This window comes from Streptomyces sp. NBC_01465 (assembly GCF_036227325.1).
Lineage (GTDB): Bacteria > Actinomycetota > Actinomycetes > Streptomycetales > Streptomycetaceae > Streptomyces.
Genome location: NZ_CP109467.1, coordinates 528,205 through 546,011, shown reverse-complemented (window position 1 = coordinate 546,011; position 17,807 = coordinate 528,205). Strand labels below are relative to the sequence as shown.

General features: G+C 70.4%; 12 protein-coding genes. 8 read left to right on the top strand and 4 right to left on the bottom strand.

Annotated elements, in window-relative coordinates; translation table 11 throughout:
* Nucleotides 1–35: 35 nt before the first annotated feature.
* From OG707_RS02350 to OG707_RS02335, 4 genes are read left to right on the top strand one after another with little or no spacing between them, the layout of a single operon-like run.
* Nucleotides 36–1,145 carry an LLM class flavin-dependent oxidoreductase gene (locus OG707_RS02350; protein ID WP_329113780.1) on the top strand — a complete coding sequence of 370 codons (1,110 nt, stop codon included), beginning with the start codon at nucleotides 36–38 and terminating at the stop codon, nucleotides 1,143–1,145.
* Nucleotides 1,142–1,996, top strand: coding sequence for an ABC transporter permease (locus tag OG707_RS02345; protein ID WP_329113777.1), 855 nt, complete (start codon nucleotides 1,142–1,144; stop codon nucleotides 1,994–1,996). The genes OG707_RS02350 and OG707_RS02345 overlap by 4 nt, the downstream gene beginning before the upstream one ends.
* 51 nt (nucleotides 1,997–2,047) lie before the next feature.
* Nucleotides 2,048–3,079 carry a taurine ABC transporter substrate-binding protein gene (locus tag OG707_RS02340; RefSeq protein WP_329113775.1) on the top strand — a complete coding sequence of 344 codons (1,032 nt, stop codon included), beginning with the start codon at nucleotides 2,048–2,050 and terminating at the stop codon, nucleotides 3,077–3,079.
* Complete coding sequence (locus OG707_RS02335; protein ID WP_329113773.1) at nucleotides 3,063–3,851, top strand: ABC transporter ATP-binding protein; 789 nt, start codon at nucleotides 3,063–3,065, stop codon at nucleotides 3,849–3,851. Before OG707_RS02340 ends, OG707_RS02335 begins: the two co-directional genes overlap by 17 nt.
* On the opposite strand, the gene OG707_RS02330 is transcribed toward OG707_RS02335, so the two are convergent.
* Both OG707_RS02330 and OG707_RS02325 read right to left on the bottom strand, forming a co-directional pair.
* A complete protein-coding gene (locus tag OG707_RS02330; RefSeq protein WP_329113772.1) occupies nucleotides 3,823–5,835 on the bottom strand; it encodes a hypothetical protein in 2,013 nt (670 codons plus the stop codon). The genes OG707_RS02335 and OG707_RS02330 overlap by 29 nt on opposite strands.
* Before the next feature lie 79 nt (nucleotides 5,836–5,914).
* Nucleotides 5,915–7,750: an RICIN domain-containing protein gene (locus tag OG707_RS02325; protein WP_329113769.1), complete on the bottom strand. Its 1,836-nt coding sequence runs from the start codon at nucleotides 7,748–7,750 to the stop codon at nucleotides 5,915–5,917.
* Nucleotides 7,751–7,889: 139 nt separating this feature from the next.
* On the opposite strand from OG707_RS02325, the gene OG707_RS02320 reads away from it, so the two are divergent.
* On the top strand, nucleotides 7,890–9,155 hold the full coding sequence (locus tag OG707_RS02320) for an ROK family transcriptional regulator (RefSeq protein ID WP_329113767.1): 1,266 nt from the start codon (nucleotides 7,890–7,892) through the stop codon (nucleotides 9,153–9,155).
* 60 nt (nucleotides 9,156–9,215) lie between these two features.
* Here OG707_RS02320 and OG707_RS02315 read toward each other — a convergent pair whose 3' ends face one another.
* Together OG707_RS02315 and OG707_RS02310 are read right to left on the bottom strand one after the other, a co-directional pair.
* Nucleotides 9,216–12,497, bottom strand: coding sequence for a GH92 family glycosyl hydrolase (locus OG707_RS02315; protein WP_329127585.1), 3,282 nt, complete (start codon nucleotides 12,495–12,497; stop codon nucleotides 9,216–9,218).
* A 211-nt stretch (nucleotides 12,498–12,708) separates the two neighbouring features.
* Nucleotides 12,709–13,125, bottom strand: coding sequence for a Fur family transcriptional regulator (locus OG707_RS02310; RefSeq protein WP_329113765.1), 417 nt, complete (start codon nucleotides 13,123–13,125; stop codon nucleotides 12,709–12,711).
* A gap of 227 nt (nucleotides 13,126–13,352) precedes the next feature.
* On the opposite strand from OG707_RS02310, the gene katG reads away from it, so the two are divergent.
* From katG to OG707_RS02295, 3 genes are all read left to right on the top strand, one after another.
* Nucleotides 13,353–15,569: a catalase/peroxidase HPI gene (gene katG, locus OG707_RS02305; RefSeq protein WP_329113763.1), complete on the top strand. Its 2,217-nt coding sequence runs from the start codon at nucleotides 13,353–13,355 to the stop codon at nucleotides 15,567–15,569.
* Nucleotides 15,570–15,664: 95 nt separating this feature from the next.
* Nucleotides 15,665–16,267, top strand: coding sequence for a glyoxalase (locus tag OG707_RS02300; RefSeq protein WP_329113761.1), 603 nt, complete (start codon nucleotides 15,665–15,667; stop codon nucleotides 16,265–16,267).
* 84 nt (nucleotides 16,268–16,351) lie between these two features.
* Nucleotides 16,352–17,800 (top strand): glyceraldehyde-3-phosphate dehydrogenase, encoded by a 1,449-nt coding sequence (locus OG707_RS02295; protein WP_329113759.1) that lies wholly within the window; start codon nucleotides 16,352–16,354, stop codon nucleotides 17,798–17,800.
* Nucleotides 17,801–17,807 lie beyond the last annotated feature (7 nt).

Below are 17,807 nucleotides of genomic sequence, written 5' to 3'. Positions count from 1 at the left end.
TCGCCTGCCTTCCCTGCTGCCATCGAGGTTTCGTCATGCCCGAAAACGCACCCTTGCTGCACTGGTTCCTGCCCACCGGAGGCGACGGCCGCGACCCCGGCGGCGTCACGTCCGTCCAGGGCAGGACCGGCGCCGCCACCCGCAGGACCGCGGACGTCGCCTACCTGGCGCAGGTCGCACGCGCCGCCGAACAGGCCGGATTCCACTCGCTGTTGACGCCCGTCGGCCTCGGCTGCGTGGACCCGTGGATCCTCACCGCCGCACTCACCCAGCACACCGAGCGCATCGGCTTCCTGGTCGCCTTCAGGTCCGGCTTCGCCAGCCCCACGCTCATCGCCCAGCAGGCAGACGCGTTCCGCCGCTTCGCGGGCGGCAGGCTCCGCCTCAACGTGGTGACCGGCGGAGACCCCGCCGAACAGCGCGCCTACGGAGACCAGTTGGCCCACGACGAGCGGTACGCGCGCACCGACGAGACCATGGCCGTACTCCGCGACCTGCTCGACGGAAAGCGCGTCGACTTCGAGGGCGCCCATCTGCACATCGAGGGCGCGCGCCTCGTCGACCCCGCCGTCCAGCACCCCGTACCCCTCTACTTCGGAGGAGCCTCGCCCGCCGCCGAAGAGGTCGCCGCCCGCCGCGCCGACGTCCAACTGCTGTGGGGCGAACCGCCGGCCGCCGTCGCGGAGCGCATCGCGCGACTGCGGGCCAAGGCGCCGGCGCTGCGCTACGGGCTGCGCCTGCACATCATCAGCAGGGACACCGCGGCCGAAGCCTGGGCCGAGGCCGACCGGATCCTGAGCGGTCTTGACCCGGACGCGGTCCGCGCCAGCCAGGAGCGGTTCGCCCGGATGGACTCGACCGGGCAGGCCCGGATGACCGCCCTGCACGGCGGCTCCGCCGACGACACCGCGAAGCTCACCATCGCGCCCAACCTCTGGGCGGGCATCGGTCTCGTACGCGAAGGTGCCGGAACCGCACTCGTCGGCTCGCACGACGACGTCGCACAACGCCTCTACGAATACCGGGAGTTGGGCGTCGACGAGTTCATCCTCTCCGGCTACCCGCACCTCGAAGAGGCCTACCGGGTCGGCGAAGAGGTCGCACCCCGGCTCCGTGCGCTGGTCGAAGCGGGAGCCTCCCGATGACGGTCCTGGAGCAGACGGCCAAGCCCGCGCCGCCGGCCGTCGCACGCGAGCGGCGCGTCCCGCGCGCCGAGGCCCTGCGCTGGCTCGCGCTGCGGGCCGTCGCGCTCGCCGTCCTGCTGGGCGCCTGGCAGCTGGTGGTCGCGGCCGAGGTCTGGCCGCGCGTGCTCGTCCCCTCGCCGGGCGAGGTGTGGCACCAGTTCGTGCTGACCTCCACCGTCCACGACGGCGTACGCGGCTACGGCGGCCACCTCCTCGTCGAGCACCTGGGCGTCAGCCTGCGCCGTATCGGGATCGGCACCGGATACGCGGCCCTCGTGGGGATCCCGCTCGGGCTGCTGATCGGAGCGGTCAGGCCCGTCGCCGTCGTACTGGAGCCCGCGGTCACCTTTCTGCGGACGCTGCCCCCGCTCGCGTACCTCTCCCTGCTCGTCATCTGGTTCGGCATCGACGAGTCCCCGAAGATCTGGCTCCTTGTGATCGCCGCCCTGCCGCCGATCGCGGCCGCGACCGCCGCCGCCGTGCGGACGGTTCCGGTCGAACTCGTCGAAGCGGCAAGGGCGCTGGGGTCGGGCCGAATCGCCCTGCTGCTCTCCGTACGGCTTCCCGCCGCGCTGCCGGAGATCCTCACCGGGGTACGGATAGCGGTCGGCGTCGCGTACACCTCGGTCGTCGCCGCCGAGACCATCAACGGCGTGCCCGGCATCGGCGGCATGATCCGCGACGCCCAGCGCTACAACCAGACCGCCGTCGTCATCGTCGGGATCATCGCCATCGGCCTGTCCGGGATCGTGCTCGACGCACTGCTGAAGTGGGCCGAGCGAGCCCTGGTTCCGTGGCGCGGCCGCGCCTGAACTGCCCTTTTCTTCCTGCCTGTTCACCCTTCCGAGCTCTGGAGATCCCCCATGTCCGTACGCCGTGCAGCCCTGCTGGCCGCCGCCACCCTCACCGCTCTCACCGCGACCGCCTGCGGGGGCTCCGGATCCTCCGACGGCAGCGGCGGAAAGACCACCGTGCGCATCGCCTACCAGGCGATACCCAACGCCGACCTGGTCGTGAAGGACCAGAGACTGCTGGAGAAGGCGCTGCCCGACGCCGACATCAAGTGGGTGAAGTTCGACTCGGGCGCCGATGTGAACACCGCCGTGATCGCCGGTTCCGTGGACCTGGGCCTCGCCGGATCGAGCCCCGTCACCAAGGGGCTCTCCGCACCGCTGAACATCCCGTACAAGGTCGTCTGGATCCACGACGTCATCGGCGACAACGAGGCCCTGGTCGCGAAGAAGGGCATCAACGACATCAAGCAGCTGGCGGGCAAGAAGGTCGCCACCCCCTACGGCTCCACCTCGCACTACTCCCTGCTCGCCGCACTGGACGCCGCCGGGGTCGAACCGTCCGCCGTGAACATCATCGACCTCCAGCCGCAGGACGCGCTCGCCGCCTGGAAGCGCGGCGACATCGACGCCGCCTACGTCTGGACCCCGACCCTCGGCGAGCTGCAGAAGGACGGAAAGATCCTCATCACCAGCCGGCAGCTCGCCGAGCAGGGCAAGGCCACCGCCGACCTCGGCGTCGTCACCGACGCCTTCGCCGCCAAGCACCCGGAGATCGTCACCGCCTGGCTCAAGGCCGAGAACCAGGCCGTGCAGCAGGCCAAGTCGGATCCGGCCACGGCCGCCGCCTCCATCGGCAAGGAACTCGGCCTGTCCACCGCGGACGCCAAGGCGCAGCTCGCCCAGCTGGTGCTGCTCACCGCCAAGGAGCAGGCAGGACCGAAGTACCTCGGCAAGCCCGGCGCACCCGGCGAACTCGCCGTCAACCTCCACGATGCCGCGGTCTTCCTCAAGGGCCAGAAGGCCGTGGACGCGGTCCCCGACAAGTCGGCCTTCCAGAAGGCCCTCGCCGTGAAGGAGCTCGCCGGTGTCGCCGCAGAGTGACGCGACCGTGGTCCTCGACGGGATCACGGTCCGGTACGGGAAGACCGGGGCGGCGGTCACCGCCGTGGAGGACGTCTCGATGACCGTGCGCGCCGGGGAGTTCGTGGTGCTCGTCGGCCCCTCGGGCTGCGGCAAGACGACCCTGCTGCGGATCGCCGCGGGCTTCGAGCACGTCACCTCGGGCACGGCCGCGGTCCAGGGGGCGCCCGCGGCGCCGGGCCGGGGCACCGGCATTGTCTTCCAGCAGCCCCGGCTCTTCCCCTGGCGCACCGTCGGCGGCAACCTCGGCTTCGCGCTGGCCCGCCACGGGGTGCCGCGCGCGGAACGCCCCGCCCGGATCGCGTCGCTCCTCGAACGGGTCGGGCTCAGCGGCACCGCCGGGCGGCGCACCTGGGAGCTGTCCGGCGGTCAGCAGCAGCGGGTCGCCATCGCCCGGGCCCTCGCCACGGAACCCCAAGTCCTCCTGATGGACGAGCCGTTCGCCGCGCTCGACGCGCTGACCAGGGAGCGGCTCCAGGAGGAGGTACGCACCCTCGCCGCGTCCCTCGGCACCACCGTGCTCTTCGTGACGCACTCCGCGGAGGAAGCGGTCCTGCTCGGCAGCCGGGTCCTGGTGATGGCGGCGGGCCCCGGACGCATCGTCGCGGAGGTGGACGTGGGCCTGGAACGGGATGCCGGGACGGACCCGACGGCGCTGCGCGCGACCGCCGAATTCGCCCGGATCCGCGGGGAGTTGGCGGACATCATGCGCGAGGCGGCGACAGTGGGCTGACCTCCTGGCCGGGGACGTCGACGAGGAGCCAGCCGCGGTGCGGGAGGTCCGCGTCGAGGGTGAAAGCCCCGGCCGACGAGGTCATCCCGGTCGCGACGGGCACGGCCAGTGGCGCGAGCAGCGTCGCCTCCACGGCAGCCGGGGCGTGGGGCAGGTCGATACGGGGCCGGGCCGGGTCCGCACTGCCGTTGGCGACGGCGAGCCGCCGGCCGTCGGCGGTGCGCGCCAGGCGGGGGATCAGATACGGTCCGCCGCTGACCAGGGGGAGCGTGGGCGCGTCGCCCTCCAGGTAGCGCACCGTCGTGTGCAGCAGTCGCTGGCCGTCCTCGTCGTACGGCAGCAGTTCGGGGGCCGTGGCGGCGAGGACCGCGACACGGCCCCCGAGCGCGTTGGTGAAGAGGCAGCGGCCCGGTCCCCACAGGTGCAGGTCCGGGGTGAGGATGCGGGTCTGGACGTCGGCCCCCGCGCTGGGATGCAGCCGTGCGAGGGCGGGTTGCATGTTGACGCTCAAACAGACGCCGTCGTTCTGCTGCTCCAGGGAGTACGGGCCCGGCGAGGAAGGGGCCTCGCGGTCGACGATCTCCGTCACGGTGACGCCGAGGAGTTCCCCGAAGCCGCGCTCGGTCAGGACCTGCGCCGCGATGCCGTCGAGGAGGAGCCCGCCGGAGAGCATCCGGCGCAGGGCGTCGTCGTCGAAGGACCGGGCCGCCTGGCCGAACAGCACACGCACCGGCGCGTCTTCGGCCGTCACCGGCACCCCGTACCGCAGCAGGAAGTCCGCCGCGGGGCCCGGGTCGACCGCCAGGTCGGTGAGGTGTCCCGGCCGTACCGTACGGACGTGGGCCGAGGCGTCGGGCCGGAACGGCAGCCCCACGCCACAGGTGCCGAGTTCACCGCGGTGCCGGTCGGCCACGAGGTCCAGGGCGGGGCGGGAGCGGCGCAGGAGGCCGGCGACGGCCGGGAAGCGGCGGGCGTGACCGGACTGGACGGGGAGGACGTTGAGGAACAGTGCGTCCGCACCGGAGAGCTGGGCGGTGACCATCTCGGACCAGGTCTGGGTGTCGGACTTGGACCAGGCGGTGTGCGGCCAGTTCTCGATCTCCGGTTCGGTGCGTGCCGAGGCGGGGCGCAGCTGTCGCTGTACGTCCAACAGCCAGACGGAACGGCTCAGTTCGCGACCCGGGACATCGCTGTACGGGGCGAAGTGGGGTCGGTGGGCCACCTCTCCGTCGATGGCCAGCGCGTCGAACAGGGCCGGCCAGTCGCGGCCCTCGACCGCGTGCGCGCCGGGCCCCGAACTCATCAGACCGAGCCGGGAGCGGCCGTCGGAGTGCTTCTCGACGGCATCCGCGACAAGGGTCGCGACTTCCAACTGTGCGGTACGCCACGTCTGTTGCAGCAGTGCGCGCCAAGGGTGCGGGGTGCCGGGCGCCGTCACGGCGGCCACCACCTCCTCGCGCGTCACCGGCCGCCCGACCAGCTCCGCGAGGCGTTCCAGCATGAGCGGTTCGAAACCGCCGCCCCACTCCAGCGGGGCGTGGTTGTGGTAGCGGAAGTCGTCCTCGAGCCAGAGGACGCGGAAGCCCAGCCCGGCGAACCGGCCGTAGTGCGCCGCGATCCAGGAACGCCAGCGAGGACAGACGAAGGACGCCTGACCGGCGGCGGGCCGCCCGTCGGCCCCGACCATCGGCGCGAACCCGTGACGGTCGTACCGGCCGCGATCCGCATGCCCCGCGGTCACCCAGGGGTTGAGGCTGACCTCGAGCCCGGCGTCCCGCAGGACGGCGGCCGCGTCGGCAGCTGTGCCGTACAGCCGGTCCTCCTCCTCACCGGCGGGATGGCCCTGGTGGAACTCCTCGGCGGCGAGCAGCAGGACGACCTCGTCGATCCCCGACTGCGCGCAGAATTCCGCGAGTTCGGCCGCCTGGCGGGCGGCGGCCGACGTGGGGTGGATCTGGAACCTCAAGTGGTACCGGGCGGGCACGCGGGGCCTCCGTGGTGCGAGCGATGAGGAGCGGCCCCGCACCGGCACTTCGCCGGTGCGGGGCCGTCGGATGCGAGGGTCAGTGGCCGTGGTGGGCCGGGTTGGTGGCGGTGAACGTGAGGGTCTGCTCCGCGGCGGTACGAGAGCCGCCGACCGGACCTCCGGTGGTGTCGGTCCACGCACGGGTGGGCGTGGTCTCCGCGAGACGGCCGCCGGTGTTCGACAGACCGATGACCAGCCCGCTGTAGCGGTTCACCAGACGGAAGGTGCCCGTGGACTTGCCGCCGACCGTGGTGTTGGCGACGACGAACCACTGCTGTCCGACGGTGGGTCCGCCCGCGGGCGCCTTCGTCGCGGTGGGCTTGGCGCCCCAGGCGCGTCCGGCATTGCCTGTCGAGTCGACGCCCAGGAGCTGTCGGGTGGACGCGTTGGCGATCCGGTAGGAGCCGTCACCGTTGGAGGTGAAGATCCACCGGCTGAGGTCGGATCCGCCGGACGGGGCCTGCGAAGTGGTCGACGTACTGCCGCGGACCTGGGAGAGGACGCGTCCCGCACCGCTGGAGATCGTGTACGCCTTGCCCTGACCGACGGGAGCGGCAGGGGAGTTGGTGTTGATGACGGTGTCGTAATACTCGCCGTCGGCGCCGTCCGAGCAGAAGAACGAGCAGTACGAACGGAAGGACTTCCCGACGATCGTGGAACCCGTCTTGTTCACCGAGTCCAGCAGCCAGCGGTACCAGGACCCCGTCAGGTAGTCGCCCGAGTCGCCGACCAGCCGCCACTTCTGGGTGGCGAGGTTGTCGGTGACGTAGAAGCGCTGCGGTTCGGTGCCGTCCTGGTGCACGGCCTCGGGCTCGCCGATGTACAGCCCCAGATAGGCGTTGTAGGCGATGTTCATCGTCAGCAGGTCGGACTTGGCGGGCAGTGTGCCGGCCGCCTGCTGTTGCTGGACGTTGCCGGGGTTCGTCGGCTTGTAGTCGTGCGCGACGGGGGTGTAGCCGGTGGTGTGGGTCGCGTCGACCGGCTCCATGTTGCTCTCCAGGCCTCCGGTCCCCGGCTGGGACCAGGCGCCGTCGTACCACTTCTTCCACGAACCGGGCGCCATCTTCCCGGACATGGGGGCGCGGGCCACGTGTGCGCGGCTTCCGTCGGTCCAGCCTCCGGAGACGCCGCCCTTCGGGATCACGCGGGAGTTGTAGTAGACGTAGAAGTAGCCGGAGGCGGTGTCCACGAACAGCCGCGCGTCGCCGTCGCCGTAGTAGTACGTCTCGTTCGGGAACGCCGTGGTGTCGCCGCGCTTCGTGCTGTACGGCGAGGTCAGCACATGGTCCGTGATGGTCCAGGTCCTGCCCTGGTCCTTGGAGACGGTGCGGTCGATCGCGTCGTAGTGCAGGCCGTCGCCGTGGGGGGAGGGGGTGAACTCGTTGTGGACCAGGCCGTACCAGTCGCCGGAATCCGGGTCGACCCACACGCCCATGAGGTCGCAGAAGTTCTTCTGCGAGTAGTGCGAGGTGTCGGGGGCGTAAGTGGCCTCACGGCCGGTGGGGCTGTTGTTGCACCGCCAGGTGGTGTCGTTGTTGCGGTCGTTGGCGTTGGCAGGGTTGACCGCGTCGCTGAGCGCGGCGGAACGGGTGGCGGAGTCGAAGTCCTTGCCGGTGTAGAACGTCCACTTCCGGGGGTCGTTCGCGGCGTACAGGGAGTGCGCGGACTGGTAGTAGAACGCGCCGTTCTTGTCGATGTACGTTGCGGACGGGGTGTCGTCGGGGTTGGTCCAGGGGCCCTTGGCGCCGATGGAGACCGAGTAGTCGGGGGTGGGGGACTGGGCCGATGCGGGGGCGGTGGCCAGGGCGCCGAACACGACGGCGGCGGTGGCGGCGAGCGCTCCGGCGACCTTCGCTCTGGTACGGAATGACACAAGAACTCCCTTTGTGCGCTGGTGGAGTGCGGGTGTTCACGGCAACGTTCCAATTAGTTCGGCTAGAATCCTAATTAACTGAGGGGGCTGTCAAGGCCCATGACCAAGACCGGCCCGCCCAGCCAGAGACGAGGACGCAGTGACCGACCTTCGTGCGGCGAACCCTCCGTACGCCGCCCCCGTCGGCCCCTCCCGGTCCCGGGACCGGGGGTCCATCCGGCGCACCAACCTCGGTGTGATCCTGCGGATCCTGCGTGACTCCGGTCCGCGCTCACGCGCCCAGATCGCCACCGACACCGGTCTGCCCAAGCCGACCGTCACCACACTCGTCTCCGAGCTCGTCGCCCACGGCCTGATCAGCGAGGGTTCCGCGCAGCGCGAGGGCGCCGTGGGCCGCCCCGGCACCCTGGTCCGGATCGACGGCCACGGCCTCTGCGGCATCGGCGTCGAGATCAGCACGAGTTACGTCCACGTGCTCGCCCTCACCCTGGGCGGCGACACCGCCTACGAGCACCGGGTCGCCGTCGCGGTCGCCGAGGCGGGCGCCAAGGAGGTCCTCGACCTGACCGCGCAGGCGATCCGCGCCTGCTTCACGGCGCTCGGCCGCGACGGCGTCCGCCCCGTCGGCCTCACCCTCGCCGTGCCCGGCGTCGTCGACACGGCCGCCGGCACCGTCGAGTACGCGTCCTCCATCGGCTGGCGCGGAGTGGCGGTCGCCGAAGGCCTCCGACAGCGCCTGGAACAGCCGCTTCCGCGCCTCGCCGTGGACAACGACGCGAAGCTCGGCGCCCTCGCCGAACACTTCCAGGCGGAAGGCGCGGACGTACAGGACATGGTGTGCATCACCGGCGAACGCGGCATCGGCGCGGGCATCATCAGCGACGGTCGGCTGCTGCGCGGCTCCACCGGATTCGCCGGCGAGGTCGGCCACATGCCCCTCGATCCGGAGCGCCGCCCCTGCGTCTGCGGCCGGCGCGGATGCTGGGAGACGATGGTCGGCCTGGACGCGATCCTGCGTCTCGCCGCCCCGGACGACGACTGGATCCACGACCCCTCCGTCGAACTCGAGTCCCGGCTGGCCGAGTTGGGCCGTCGCGCCGTCGAGGGCGACGCGCGGACCCGGGAGGCGCTGGCGCGGGTCGCGGAGGACCTCGCGCTGGGGCTCGCCCTGCTGACCGACGTACTCAATCCCCGGGTGGTGGTCCTCGGTGGGTACTTCACGCACATCGGGCACCTGATGCTGGACCGGGTGCGTGAGGTGGTCAGGGAACGGGTGATGGCGCCGGACGCGGGCGGCTGCGAAGTGCGCCTCTCGGAGCTGGGCTTCGCCGCCGCGGCCCGCGGCGGCGCGCATCTCGCGCTCGACGCGGTGTACCAGGACCCGGTCCGTTTCGAGGAGGCATAGCGCGACGGCGTTGCAGGGACAGCCCGTCCCCGCAACGCCGTCGCGTCCTGATCGGCCCTGTCAGGCCGTGGCCACGGCGAAGATGTGGAGCACCCCGCCGTCCGTGGCGCTCGGCAGCGTCACACTCGCCAGCTGCTTGCCCGACTGGAGCGTGATCGGGGCCGTGGAGAACACCTCGGTGCCCACCGGGTCCGTACCGCCGCCCTGCACATCGCGGTACGCGGTGTGGACCGCGACCGTGTTGCCGTACGACGGCTGCTGCGAGCCACCGCCCAGCGTCCAGTCGCTGAACCCGATCACGGCCTGCTGCGTGGTGCCGTCGGTGTACGTCAGCGTGGCCGTGCCGCTCGCCGAACCCTCGGCCGCACTGCCCAGCAGGCTGAGCTTCGTGTCACCCGCCGCCGACGGCACGTTCAGCACCTGGGGGCTGTTTCCCGCCACCTCGATGTTGTCCGGCTCACCCGCGCCGACCTTCGGCCAGACGAAGTCGAAGCCGCCCGACGAGACCGTCCCGCCCGGCGTCGTACCCGCCGCCGCGAGTGCCTTCGCCGAGTAACTCCAGCCCTCACCGTCGAAGTTGGCCTGCGGATTGTCGTCGTCGGTCGAGATCGCGGTGCTGTTGCGGTTCCACAGCATGCTGTTCTTCGCGGCCACGGTCACGGCGGCCGACGTCTTCGGCAGCTCCGTACCGCCGGACGACGTCAGCGTCACGGGGACCGTGTAGTGCCCCTCCGCCGTGTCCGCCGCAGCCGACACGGTGAGCTTCGCACTCGCCGCACCGCGCGCCGGGACGGTGAAGTCGCCCTCGGCCGGTGTGACGGTGACACCCGCCGGCGCCTTCGCCGCCCAGTGCACGGTGGTCGCCTCCGTCTCCAGGGACTGCACCTTGACGGTCGTCTCCGCGCTGCCCGAACCGGGCTCGACCTTCAGCTGGTCCGGTGAGGCACCGGTGAAGTACTTCACGCCGCCGCCGGGGAAGGACGGTGGGGCATCGGACGCACCGCTGCCCCAGGACGTGTCGGCCGTGGCACCCAGCGTGTAGTCGAGCGTGCCACCGCGCGTGACGATCGAGGCGGGGACCCACGGCTTCGTGGACGTCCGGCCGTTCACCTTCAGACCGTGGATGTACGAGTTCTCCGCCGAAGCCGCAGGAGCGTTGACGGTGATCGTCTTCCCGTGCCCGGTGTGCACCACCGCGTGCGGGAACAGCGGGGCGGAGAGCACCAGATCGGCGCGGCTCGGGTTCTGCGGGTACATGCCGAGCGCCGAGAAGACGTACCAGGACGACATCGTCCCCGCGTCGTCATTGCCGGGGATGCCGCCCGGAGCGTTGCTCCACAGCTGGTCCATCTCCGCGCGGACCGTCTCCTGCGTCTTGTACGGAGCCCCCAAGTAGTCGTACAGATAAGGGGCGTTGATGTCCGGCTCGTTGGTCGCGTCGTAGCGCGTGGCGTCCTTCGCCGAGAAGTCGGACTTCCCGTCCGGCGTACGGAAGAAGGCATCGAGCCGCTGCACCGCCGCCTCGTCGCCGCCCATCGCCCCGGCCAGGCCAGCAACGTCGGAGTACACCATCCACGTGTACCGCGCGCTCGTCCCCTCGACGAAGCCGCTGCCGGTCCCCGGAGTGAACGTCCCCGCCCACGTGCCGTCGGCCTTGCGGTCGCGGATGTAGCCGCCCTGCGCGGTGGCGTTGGCGTCGAAGACGTTCGTCCAGTTCCCCGAGCGGTCCAGGAACTTCTTCGCGTCGGCGCTCTTCCCGGTCTGCCGGGACAGCTCGGAGAGGCCGTAGTCGGCCGCCGCGTCCTCCAGCGTCTCGGCCGCGCCTCCCCAGCAGTGGCAGTTGTCCGCCGGTACGTAGCCGAGCTTCAGATACTGGTCGAGCGCGGGCCGCTGTCCCACGCACTCGACATTGCAGCCTGCACTGTCGGAGTCGTTGGCCGTCGGTACGGTCGCCGCCGTGACCAGCGACTTGAGCGCGCCGTCGACGTCGAAGTCATGGCCGCCGAAGGCGTAGATCCCGGCGAGCGCCGCGTCGGACGGATCGCCCGACATCACGCTCGTCTTGCCGTTCTCCAGCAGCCAGCGGTCCCACTCACCGCCGCGCTGGCTCGCATAGTTGAAGAGGGACTGCGCGTAGTCGCTGCCCGCCCGCGCGTTGAGCAGCGTCATCAGCTGCACTTGCGCGCGGTACTGGTCCCATCCGGAGAAGGTGCCGTACTGCGCCTTCTGCCCCTTGGCGAGGTGGTGCGGCTTGCGGTCGGCGCCGAGATAGCGGCCGTCCACATCGCTGGTGAGGGTGGGCTCCAGCATGGAGTGGTAGAGCGCGGTGTAGAAGGTGGAGCGCTGGTCGTCGGTGCCGCCGCCCACCTCGACGGACTTCAGAACCTTGTTCCAGGCCTGGGCGGCTTGAGTCCTGACGGAGTCGAAGCTCTTGCGCGGACCGTTCTCCGTACGGAGGTTGGCCTCGGCGTTCTGCCCGCTGACGTAGGAGACGGCGACCTTCGCCCGGGCGCTGGTGGTCCCGTCGGCGAAGGTGATGTATGCGCCGGAGCCCTTGCCCTCGACGGCATTGCCGGAGGAGCTGTATCCCGTACCGCCGGAGGCCGAGGTGGAGCCCGGCGCGACCGTACCGTCCGTCCAGGTGCCGACCTTGGCGAACGCCTTGTCGAAGTGGGCGGTGAAGTACAGCGTGTAGAGGTCCTTGCGGTTGTTCGCACTCTGCGGACCGCAGAAGTTGCCCGCGGTCACGGAGCCCGTCACGGTCCGCTCGGCCGCGTTGATCTTCACGGTGGCGCCCGTGCTGCCGCTCTCCGAGTTGGAGGTGCGGAAGAGCATGGTGGCGGGCTTGTCCGCCGGGAAGCCGAACTCCCCCGATCCGGTACGGGCGGTCGTGGTGAGCGCCGCGGACGCGCCACTGGCCAGGCCGACCTTGTAGTAGCCGGGCGTGGCCGTCTCGTCGGTGTGCGAGAAGGTGCTCGCGTACTTCGCGTCGGTGGTGTCCGAACTGGGCGAGGAGTCCACGTCACCCACGTACGGCATGATCGGGATGTCGCCGTTGGCCCCGGAGCAGCCGACACCGTTGAGATGGGTGAGGCTGAAGCCCCGGATCTTGGTCGCGGCGTACTGGTAGCCGCCCGGAGCCGGGGTCGAGACCTGCTTGCCCTTGGAGTTCTGCGGACTCCAGGCCAGCATGCCGAACGGCTGGACGGCGCCGGGATAGGTATTGCCCGCGTTGGAGGTCCCGATCAGCGGATTCACGTACGACACCGGGTCCTTGACGGTGCTGTACGGGGAGGCCGCCGAAGCGGGGGCGGCCGTGCCCGCCAGCCCCAGTGCTGCCATGGCGGCCACCGCGATGGAACTGACGGTTCTGAGCCGGGTGCGCGGCGGGCGGTTGTGCGTGACTGACACCGTTCTGCCCTTCGTAGGTGACGGATCCGACAACGTTGTCAACGACGAAGGGATGCTCCTCCTGCCGGTCCGGGGTGTCAAGGAATCCCGGAATCCGGACGTCCGGTGACGGTGCGTCAACTCACTGCGGGGCGCGGCACTCTCACGCGCGGGCGCAGTCGGGGCACAGCCCCCGGAAGGTCATCTGGACGTCGGAGACGGTGAATCCGAACCGCTCGGCGGCCGGGAGCCGGTCCAGCGGGTCGCCGCCGGGGTGGACGTCGCGGATGACTCCGCAGCCCGAGCAGACCAGGTGCTGGTGGGGGTGGTGCGCGTTCGGGTCGTAGCGCTTGGCGCGCCCGTCGGCGGTCACCTCGATGACCTCGCCCAGGGAGACGAGCTCGCCGAGGGTGTTGTAGACGGTGGCGCGCGAGATCTCCGGCAGCCGGGCGGCGGCGCGAGCGAGCACCTCGTCCGCGGTGAAGTGGACGTGCTCACCCGCCAGTACCTCGGCGACCACCCGGCGCTGGGCGGTCATGCGCCAGCCGCGTCCGCGGAGCCGTTCGAGAAGGTCGCTCATGCGGACCCAGCCTTTCTGTACATCGACCGACGAATGACTCGGACGCGCCTGTCTGTCGTATTGACTTGGACTAGGTCCATCGTAGGATCGGTTCCGGCCTACGGCCAAGGGACAGGACAACAGCAGGGCACAGCGCGTGACTTCAGGATGCGGGTCCGTTCGCCCCCCACTGTTCTGCCTCCCGCAGTTCCTTAAGCCTGTGATCCGCCCCGTCCGGAAGGATTCCCATGACTGAGAACCACGACGCGATCGTCACCGATCCGAAGCCGGAGGAGACCGGCGGCTGCCCGGTGGCGCACACCCGGGCGCCGCACCCGACCCAGGGCGGCGGAAACAGCAACTGGTGGCCCGACCGCCTCAACCTGAAGATCCTCGCCAAGAACCCCGCCGTGTCGAACCCCCTCACCGAGGCCTTCGACTACGCCGAGGCGTTCGGCAACCTTGATCTCCCGGCCGTGAAGCGGGACATCGCCGAGGTGCTCACCACCTCGCAGGACTGGTGGCCCGCCGACTTCGGCAACTACGGCCCGCTGATGATCCGGATGGCCTGGCACAGCGCCGGCACGTACCGCATCAGCGACGGCCGCGGCGGCGCGGGCACCGGTCAGCAGCGGTTCGCCCCGCTCAACAGCTGGCCGGACAACGGCAACCTGGACAAGGCCCGCCGTCTGCTGTGGCCGGTCAAGAAGAAGTACGGCCAGAACATCTCCTGGGCCGACCTCCTGATCCTCACCGGCAACGTCGCCCTGGAGACGATGGGCTTCAAGACCTTCGGCTTCGCCGGCGGCCGCGCCGACGTGTGGGAGCCGGACGAGGACGTCTACTGGGGCCCCGAGCAGGTCTGGCTCGACGACCAGCGCTACACCGGCGACCGCGAGCTCGAAGACCCGCTCGGCGCCGTCCAGATGGGCCTCATCTACGTCAACCCCGAGGGCCCCAACGGCAACCCGGACCCGATCGCCGCGGCCCGCGACATCCGTGAGACGTTCCGCCGCATGGCGATGAACGACGAGGAGACCGTCGCCCTCATCGCCGGCGGCCACACCTTCGGCAAGACCCACGGCGCGGGCCCGGCCGAGAGCGTCGGCGACGACCCCGAGGCCGCCCCGATCGAGCAGATGGGCCTCGGCTGGAAGAACAGCTACGGCACCGGGAAGGGCGGCGACGCCATCACCAGTGGCCTCGAAGTCACCTGGACCAGCACCCCCACCCAGTGGGGCAACGAGTTCTTCAAGAACCTCTTCGGCTACGAGTGGGAGCTCACCCAGAGCCCCGCCGGCGCCAACCAGTGGGTGGCGAAGAACGCGGAGGCGACCATCCCCGACGCGCACGACGCGTCGAAGAAGAAGCTCCCGACGATGCTCACCACCGACCTGTCGCTGCGCTTCGACCCGGTCTACGAGCAGATCTCGCGGCGCTTCCTGGAGAACCCCGACCAGCTCGCGGACGCCTTCGCCCGCGCCTGGTACAAGCTCACGCACCGCGACATGGGCCCGATCCAGCGCTACCTCGGCCCGGAGGTCCCCGCCGAGGTGCTGCTCTGGCAGGACCCGCTGCCGGCCCGCGAGGGCGAGGCCGTCGGCGCCGCCGACATCGCCTCCCTCAAGGAGCAGATCCTCGGCACGGACCTGACGATCGCGCAGCTCGTCTCCGCGGCCTGGGCCTCGGCCTCCTCCTTCCGCGGCAGCGACAAGCGCGGCGGCGCCAACGGCGCCCGCGTCCGCCTCGAGCCGCAGCGCGGCTGGGAGGTCAACAACCCGGAGGACCTCGCGCAGGTGCTCCGTACGCTCGAAGGCGTCCAGGAGTCCTTCAACGCGAAGGGCGGCAAGCAGGTCTCGCTGGCCGACCTGATCGTCCTCGCGGGCTCCGCGGCCGTCGAGCAGGCGGCCAAGGACGGCGGCGTCCAGGTCGAGGTGCCGTTCACGCCGGGCCGCGTGGACGCCACGCAGGAGCTGACGGACGTCGAGTCGTTCTCCGCACTGGAGCCGAAGTCCGACGGCTTCCGGAACTACGTCGGCAAGGGCAACCGCCTGCCCGCCGAGTTCCTGCTGACGGACAAGGCGAACCTGCTCACCGTGAGCGCCCCCGAGATGACGGCCCTCGTCGGCGGTCTGCGCGTCCTCGGCGCCAACACCGGCGGGTCGAAGCTGGGTGTCCTCACCGACCGCCCCGGCACGCTCACCAACGACTACTTCGTCAACCTGCTCGACCTGGGCACGGAGTGGAAGTCGACGTCCGAGGCGCAGGACGAGTTCGAGGGCCGCGACGCCTCCGGCGCCGTCAAGTGGACCGGCACCCGTGCCGACCTGGTCTTCGGCTCGAACTCCGAGCTGCGCGCGATCGCTGAGGTCTACGCGAGCGACGACGCCAAGGAGAAGTTCGTGAAGGACTTCGTCGCGGCGTGGACGAAGGTCATGGAGCTGGACCGGTTCGACCTGGTCTGAGCGTGAGGTCCGGGCCGGCCCTCACCGGCCGGCCCGGCCACACCGGTCAGGAATCGAGAAGCGCGGCCGGGCGGCCCGGCCGTAGCTTCGTCGGTATGACCTCCATCGCATCCCTCACCCTCGAAGTGACCGACCCGACGGCCGCCAAGGACTTCTACTGCACGGCCTTCGGCCTGGACCCCGAGCTCAACCTGCGGGCCTCCGACGCACCGACGACCGGCTTCCGCGGGTTCACGCTGTCGCTCACGGTCTCCCGCCCCGCCACCGTCGACGGCTTCGCCGAGGCGGCTCTCGCCGCGGGCGCCACGTCGCTGAAGCCCGTCAAGAAGTCGATCTGGGGCTACGGCGGTGTCGTACAGGCTCCCGACGGGACGATCTGGAAGATCGCGACCTCCGCCAAGAAGGACGCGGGACCGGACGACCGGAAGATCGACGACATCGTCCTCCTGCTGGGCGTCTCGGACATGGCCGAGAGCAAGAAGTTCTACGTCGGACACGGCCTCACCGTCGCGAAGAGCTTCGGCAGCAAGTACGTCGAGTTCGCCTCCGAGGCCGGCGCGGTCAAGCTTGCGCTCTACGGGCGCCGCGCCCTCGCCAAGGACGCCGGAGTGCACCCCGACGGCACCGGATCGCACCGCATCGTGATCGACAGCGACGCCGGACCCTTCACCGACCCGGACGGATTCACCTGGGGGTGACCCTGCGCAGTGATCAGCCCGGTGTCATGAGCGAAGCGGCGTGTGGTTAGCATATGAGCGCCGCCTAGCTCGAAAGATAAACCTGTGACTGTCAATGACGACTCGTTCACCAACTGGAAGATCCGCGAGGAGATCGCGGAGGCGATGATCCCCATCATCGGGAAGATGCACCGGGAGAGGGACGTCACGGTCCTGCTGCACAGCCGCTCCCTGGTGAACAAGTCGGTGGTGAGCATCCTCAAGACCCACCGGTTCGCCCGGCAGATAGCCGGCGAGGAGCTCTCGGTCACCGAGACGCTGCCGTTCCTCCAGGCCCTCGCCGACCTCGATCTCGGCCCCTCCCAGATCGACATCGGCATGCTGGCCGCCACGTACAGGGCGGACGACCGCGGCCTGTCCGTGGCCGAGTTCACCGCAGGGGCCGTCGTCGGCGCCACCGGTGCCCACAAGATCGAGCGCCGTGAGGGCCGCGATGTCGTCCTCTACGGCTTCGGCCGTATCGGCCGCCTCGTCGCCCGGCTGCTCATCGAGAAGGCCGGCTCCGGCAACGGCCTGCGGCTGCGCGCCGTCGTGGTCCGCCGGGGCGGTGAGCAGGACATCGTCAAGCGCGCCTCGCTGCTGCGCCGCGACTCCATCCACGGGCAGTTCCAGGGCACGATCACCGTCGACGAGGCGAACAGCACGATCATCGCCAACGGCAACGAGATCAAGGTGATCTACGCGAACGACCCGTCGGAGGTCGACTACACGGCGTACGGCATCAAGGACGCCATCCTCATCGACAACACCGGCAGGTGGCGCGACCGCGAGGGGCTCTCCCAGCACCTGCGTCCGGGCATCGACAAGGTCGTCCTGACCGCGCCGGGCAAGGGCGACGTCCCGAACATCGTGCACGGCGTCAACCACGACACGATCAAGCCGGACGAGCAGATCCTGTCCTGCGCCTCCTGCACCACCAACGCGATCGTCCCGCCGTTGAAGGCGATGGCGGACGAGTACGGTGTGCTGCGCGGTCATGTCGAGACCGTCCACTCGTTCACCAACGACCAGAACCTGCTGGACAATTACCACAGCGCGGACCGCCGTGGCCGTTCGGCGCCGCTCAACATGGTCATGACCGAGACCGGTGCGGCGTCCGCCGTCGCCAAGGCACTGCCCGATCTGAAGGCGCCGATCAGCGGCAGTTCGATCCGGGTCCCCGTGCCGGACGTCTCCATCGCGATCCTCAGCCTGCGGCTCGGGCGCGAGACGACCCGCGACGAGGTCCTCGACCACCTCCGCGAGGTCTCGCTGACCTCGCCGCTCAAGCGTCAGATCGACTTCACCACGGCGCCCGACGCGGTCTCGAGCGACTTCATCGGCTCGCGTCACGCCTCGATCGTCGACGCAGGTGCGACAAAGGTGGACGGCGACAACGCGATCCTCTACCTCTGGTACGACAACGAGTTCGGCTACTCCTGCCAGGTCATCCGGGTCGTCCAGCACGTCTCCGGGGTCGAGTACCCGACCTACCCGGTGCCCGTCCTGTCCTGACGCGGAA